Here is a 6,126-nt window from a genome sequence, read left to right on the forward strand (position 1 = left end):
AGTTATGACGAATCAAAAGCTCTAAACGAGCTTTTTGGCTATAAATTGTCAAAATCGAAAAACGAAGCGCTGCGACAGGTGGCTAGAACCACTGCAAGAGATCTGCGACTTGCGATCAAAAATCGGTGGATTTTCTCAAATCTTGGCGCCGTTGTGAAGCAGCCATTCGACAACATCGCGCGTCAGGCTGGCTATTACCTCGGCACAGCGAATCTGTCGGTTGTAAAAAGAAACGAGACGAAATTCTCGCGTGATAGACAGTTGATGGAGCGCTGACAGCCAATGCTGGACAATCTCAGGCGGTTCAGGGCAGTCGCAGCACGTGACGGGGTTAGAGCGGCAACGCGAAAAGCGCTGGCCAGGGCAGCCAAGGGTCTCCCCGTTGCTCTACAAGGCAAGATTGATGTCTTCCGCCACTATGACGCCTTGTTGGGCGAGGAGCAGGGCTTCGGAATCAAGGTTTCGTCGGAGAACGTGCCTGCCGGCTCAATGACCTGGCTGGTTCCGGATTTCAACGCTTCCTCCGGGGGGCATATAAACATCCTGCGGTTCATGGCGCTTTTGAAGGACTGTGGCTTCCCCGAGCAACGTCTTGTTGTTGTCGAGCCACACCGATGGGGGTCGGCCGCCGAGGCGCAGGCGGCATTGAACGCAGCATTCGGGGATAATGGCATTACGGTCTTGTTGGGCGCGCGTTCAATAGAGCCTTGCCAGTACCTCGTGGCGACCGGTTGGCAAACCGCGTACTGGGTTTCCAAATATAGAGATACTGCGCGCAAACTTTATTTTGTGCAAGATTTTGAGCCGGCGTTTTATTCCCACGGGACTGAATATGTTCTTGCTGAAAATACCTATAAACTTGGATTGATTGGCATTACAGCAGGGCCTTGGTTAGCAGAAAAGCTACATGACGAATACGGAATGCGCACGGTCTCCTTCAATTTTGCGTGCGATCTTGAATTATACAAACCGCACGAAAAACGACTCCAAAAGACGAAACATATTTTCTTCTACGCCAGGCCGGTTACTCCTCGGCGATGTTTCGAATTGGGGCTTTTGGCTCTGAAGAAGGTCTGTGATCAGATGCCTGACGCAGCTGTCATCTTCGCGGGGTGGGATGTCAGCGGATACGAAATTCCTTTCCATCATTTGAACGCCGGGACTTTGCCGGTCTCTGGTCTTCCTGACCTCTACTCGCAATGCGATGTTGGCCTGATTTTGTCGTCTACGAACTTGTCATTGCTTCCATTGGAGATGGCCGCCTGCGGCTGTCCGCTCGTGATAAATCGCGGCGCAAATGCGACCTGGCTGCTGACAGAAGAGGAGGCCTACTACTGTGATCTGGAGGTAGATTCGATCGCCAAAGCACTCGTGGAGGCTCTTGAAAATCCAGCCAAAACAGCAAAGCGTTCAGCCTCGGCTCTTGGTCGTGCCAAAAGCGCAAGTTGGAAGGCGGAAGCTGAAAAGGTTTCAGAGTTCTTGAGAGAGTTGCTATGATCGGTGTATTTGGAGCGACCGGGTTTATCGGCCGTAATTTGGTTGGTCACCTGTCTGCCGAAGGAGTGGAATTCCGTGCATTCGCCAGGCGTAAGATTGCTGATTTAGGTGCCGAAACAACAGTAATTGATTTCGAAGATCCGGAAACCTACGAGAGCCATTTGAAGGATTTGACATCTGCAATCCTTCTGGTCAGTGCTTCCGTGCCTAGCACGTTCGCCGATGATATTGCTTCAGAGGTTAAAAGGAACGTGGTTCCGTACTCCCAGTTTTTCCACGCAGCACGATCATCTGATATTCGACACATTGTCTATTTGTCGTCGGGGGGGGCAGTCTATGGGCCACCCATTTGGCCGGTCATCTCCGAGGATCATCCTACCAATCCAATAAGCCCATATGGATGCGGGAAGTTGATGGTGGAAGACATGATTCGAACAATGTCTGTTGAAGGACGATGGACCTACACCATTATCAGGGCATCTAATCCGGTGGGGCGCTATCAGTCGTCCGAAAAAGGGCAGGGTCTTGTTGCGCGAGCACTCGGTGCCGCGAGGCTGAATCGGGTTCTGGAAGTGTGGGGTGACGGAAGTAGCTTGCGCGACTACATCGATGTCAGGGACCTTTGCGAGGTGATAGCACGCACTCTCACGTTCGAATCAGCAAAGAACCAATTATATAATGTTGGGATGGGAAAGGTTTATAGCGTAAACGAAATTGTCGACATGTGCTCAAGTATTTCTGGCGTTGAGATAGAAAAAAGGTATGTAGAAGAAAAAAGTTTTTTGGTAAAAGACGTTAGATTAAAGGTCGAAAAAGTTTGTGGGCACTTAGGGTGGCATCCGAAGTTCGATATCTATTCAGCGATCCAATCTGAATTCGCGCATACACCAGCCTTGAACTCCAGGACCGAGGCACGTCTCACGTCTGTCGATCGATAGATACATTGGGAAGACATCAGTTGTCGAAAGTGGCTAAATAGAAAAGCAACGATTGATGGTCGAACTGCGCTCTTTTCTTTCTTTAACGATTTCCCTCATCCGCCGTGAGGTCGCAGGTCGTTATCGCGGCTCGATGCTTGGGCTGTTGTGGTCGCTGCTCAACCCTCTGTTCATGCTGGCTGTCTACACCTTTGTTTTCGGCGTGGTGATGAAGTCGCGTTGGACAATCCCTGACCAACCGAACGTTCAGCATTCGACCGGTGAGTTTGCGGTTATCCTGTTTTGCGGGCTGATCGTGTTCCAGTTTTTCGCTGAGGTCGTTTCAGGGGCGCCTGGGCTCGTCGTGGCCAACGCCAACTACGTCAAGAAGATTGTCTTTCCTGTATATATCCTGCCTGTGGTTTCGGCGGGTGCGGCGTTGTTCCATGCGGCTGTCAGCTTGCTCGTGCTGCTGGTCTTCCTTTATACGGTGTTTGGCAGCATTCCGCTGACGTTGGTTCTGGCGCCGGTGGTCTTCGCGCCACTGGCTATCATGGTGCTCGGCATCGCCTGGATACTGGCATCGATTGGGGTCTATTTCCGCGACATGAGTCAGATCGTGGCGCCGCTGGTGACCGCGACTTTGTTCTTGTCGCCGGTGTTTTTCCAGAGAACCGCATTGCCGGCATGGCTACAACCCTGGCTTTCACTAAACCCACTCGCAATCCCGGTCGAGAGTTTCCGCAACGTGGTCATATTTGGCGCACAGCCGGATTGGACGGCGCTTGGTTATTACTCGTTGGTGGCGATCGTGGTCGCGTTCCTCGGCTATCAATTTTTCCAGAAGACCCGCAGAGGTTTTGCCGATGTCCTCTGACAAGTCGGGTGCGCGAGCCTCGGACGTCGCCATTCGCGTGCGCGATGTGTCTAAGCATTATGTCATGTTCAACCGCCCAGAGGACCGCTTCAAGCAAATGATAGTCCCGCGGTTAGAGCGGCTGATTGGCCGCCCACCGCGTCGCTATTTTCGCGATTTCGCTGCCCTATCAGGGGTCTCTTTCGAGGTTGGTCACGGTGAAACCGTCGGTATCATCGGCCGTAATGGTTCTGGCAAATCGACACTGCTGCAGATTATTTGCGGCACGCTGCAACCAACCAGCGGCTCGGTCGAGGTCAATGGCCGGATTGCCGCGCTGCTTGAGCTTGGCGCCGGCTTCAATCCGGAGTTCACCGGCCGCGAAAATGTCTTCCTCAACGCCTCGATCCTCGGCGTGCCGCGCAAGGAAATGGAGTGGCGTTTCGACGACATCGTTCGTTTCGCCGATATCGGTCCGTTCATCGATCAGCCGGTAAAAACCTACTCGTCGGGTATGTATGTGCGGTTGGCATTTGCCACCGCCATCAATGTCGATCCAGATATCCTCATAGTGGACGAAGCGCTGTCAGTGGGCGATGAGGCGTTTCAACGCAAGTGCTTTGCCCGCATCGAGGACATCAAGGACAAGGGCGGCACCATTCTCTTCGTAAGTCACGGCGCGCCAACGATCGTCCAGTTGTGCACGCGGGCGATCTTGCTCGACAGCGGTGAAAAGATACTCGAAGGGCGACCGAAGACGGTGGTCAGTCAATATCAGCGACTTGCCAATGCGAGCTCGGAGGCGGCCTACGACATTAGAAATGAGATCCTGCAACGCAAGGAAATGCAACTCGAAAGTGTCGCCGCTCAAACGGAAACACCAGTAGATACCAATCTGGCCGATGACAAGCATGAAGCTCAACCCAACTTATTGACCACGCGCGACGAAAGCGGTGCCGGTCTGGCCGAAGCCGACTATACTGATTCCAGCCTTGTCACGCGCTCGATGGTTTCACTTGAGGAGCGTGGAGCAGGAATTCGAGACCTGCAAATCCTGACGCAAACCGGCCACTCGGTAAACACACTCAAGATGGGTCAACGCTATATCGTCCAGTACCGTATTGTTTTTGAAAAGGATGCTCGAGATGTCGGGTTTGGCTTCGGCATTCGCAGCGTCTCGGGGGTTCTCATTGCCGGTACCCACACTCACAGGTCGCGCTTTTCCAGGATGCCTCATATCGCAGCCGGAAGCAAAATCGTTGCGCGGTTCGAATTTAGCTGTCTATTCGTACCTGGGACTTACTTTATTTCTTGTGGAGTAAGAGGAAGGGTTGACGGAGAAGAAATGGCTATACATCGGTTAATCGATGGATTCGCTTTTCGAGTCGCTGCCGAAGCAGATTTGATCTCTACGGGTCAATTCGATCTGGACGCAATATTCGCCTGTGATTTCGTGGAATGATATGGATCGGTGCGCAACGAAATTCTCCGGAACTCGATCGGCGACTTCATTTTACTCCAACCTGCCGGCCAAGCGAGGCAATGACGCGAGTTGTGATCGGTTTCGTGATGCGGTTTGAGTAACCGGATGCTGCAAGGGCGAATGCTATAAAAGCGCCACGGTTGTCTCTTTGGGCTCTTGTGGGCGCATGATGGCGGTCACGATCGCCACCCATGGGACATTGGTGGGAGGCTGCAAGGCGGTTTGCTACGGTTGAAATTATCGCGGGAAACGGCGGTCCTTAAGCACACTTAGGAGAGTGACATTCCCCCACGCGGAGGTCAATTTTATGCGCAACGGTCGGCTTGGCTTTTTGGTTGCTGGAGTACAAAAGGCAGGAACCACGGCTCTCTTTTCATATCTTGCCCGGCATCCAGACCTGTCGTCGCCGAGAAAGAAAGAAATACACTTCTTTGACAATGAGTCTAATTTAAATTGGGCAAGGCCGGATTACCACCGTCTGCATCAATTCTTCCTTGCTCCAAAAGGAGATGAAAGAATTGCTTTCGAGGCTACGCCAATCTCAATCTTTTGGCCCAATGCTCTCGAGCGCATCGCCGCATACAATCCCGACATGCGATTCATCCTGATCTTCCGTGATCCCATAAAGCGGGCTTGGTCCCATTGGCGAATGGAGACGTCCAGGGGGCGGGACAACGTCCCTTTTGAGTATGCCGTAAGGGAAGGACGAAGGCGGCTCTCTGAGGTGGCCATAAATCATCCGGCAAGGCGGACATTTAGCTATGTCGAGCGAGGTTTCTATGGGAAGCAGATCTGTAATTTGTTCCGAATTTTTGATCGCGAAAACGTCCTGCTACTGCGATCTGACGATTTGAGGCGTGAACCAATCGCCACCCTTGCATCAATAGCCAGCTTTCTGCGGGTTGGTCCCTTCACATTCGGGGACGAGATCGCAGGGGCTATTGGGCATCAAGACCACGCCCAACCAGATGACACTGATGTTGACTATCTGAGGGGACTCTACAGAGAAGATATCGAGTTGTTCACCAAAGTCAGCAAGCTGAAGGTCGATGATTGGTTAACGTCCGGCACACAAGATGGCGCACTCTCGTAATTCAGGCTTCTGTCATGACGCAGAATGCGTCAGGTGGCGAAGGCGGGGCTTTCGGCGTGGCACAAGTTCTGACGGAACTTGGATATGATTGTGCCGTTTCCGTCATTGGGTTGCGTCCCGAGTGCCTCGGCCGGCCGCGGCTTCAATGAGCAGGGGCTCGTAGCCTTTTCCCGGTGTGTCTTAGGGTGTTGGAAGAAAACATCACTGCGACTCGAAAGGCTCGATCTCCTGATTTCGGAGAAGTCTTCATCGTCAGAATCCACCATCGAGAGTAAAAATG

The 6,126-nt window shown here is 52.6% G+C and carries 7 protein-coding genes; 6 read left to right on the forward strand and 1 reads right to left on the reverse strand.

The genetic code is table 11. The features are described 5' to 3' along the window. From CN311_RS32805 to CN311_RS32120, 6 genes are all read left to right on the forward strand, one after another. Positions 1–276 (forward strand): hypothetical protein (locus CN311_RS32805; protein ID WP_208866612.1); only part of this gene is annotated, 276 nt, incomplete at its 5' end. Between the two features lie 6 nt (positions 277–282). Beyond that, positions 283–1,497: a glycosyltransferase family 4 protein gene (locus tag CN311_RS31270; RefSeq protein ID WP_097577427.1), complete on the forward strand. Its 1,215-nt coding sequence runs from the start codon at positions 283–285 to the stop codon at positions 1,495–1,497. Continuing rightward, complete coding sequence (locus CN311_RS31275) at positions 1,494–2,435, forward strand: NAD-dependent epimerase/dehydratase family protein (RefSeq protein ID WP_097577428.1); 942 nt, start codon at positions 1,494–1,496, stop codon at positions 2,433–2,435. Before CN311_RS31270 ends, CN311_RS31275 begins: the two co-directional genes overlap by 4 nt. A gap of 55 nt (positions 2,436–2,490) precedes the next feature. Next, a complete protein-coding gene (locus CN311_RS31280; RefSeq protein WP_097577431.1) occupies positions 2,491–3,291 on the forward strand; it encodes an ABC transporter permease in 801 nt (266 codons plus the stop codon). Beyond that, positions 3,281–4,732, forward strand: a complete 1,452-nt coding sequence (locus tag CN311_RS31285) for an ABC transporter ATP-binding protein (RefSeq protein ID WP_097577429.1) — start codon at positions 3,281–3,283, stop codon at positions 4,730–4,732. Before CN311_RS31280 ends, CN311_RS31285 begins: the two co-directional genes overlap by 11 nt. A gap of 328 nt (positions 4,733–5,060) precedes the next feature. Next, positions 5,061–5,846: a sulfotransferase family protein gene (locus CN311_RS32120; protein ID WP_115504287.1), complete on the forward strand. Its 786-nt coding sequence runs from the start codon at positions 5,061–5,063 to the stop codon at positions 5,844–5,846. A gap of 29 nt (positions 5,847–5,875) precedes the next feature. Here CN311_RS32120 and CN311_RS33130 read toward each other — a convergent pair. Further along, the coding region (locus tag CN311_RS33130; protein ID WP_208866613.1) for a hypothetical protein at positions 5,876–6,126 on the reverse strand (251 nt) is incomplete at its 5' end.

This window comes from Mesorhizobium sanjuanii, from assembly GCF_002529485.1.
Classification (GTDB): domain Bacteria; phylum Pseudomonadota; class Alphaproteobacteria; order Rhizobiales; family Rhizobiaceae; genus Mesorhizobium; species Mesorhizobium sanjuanii.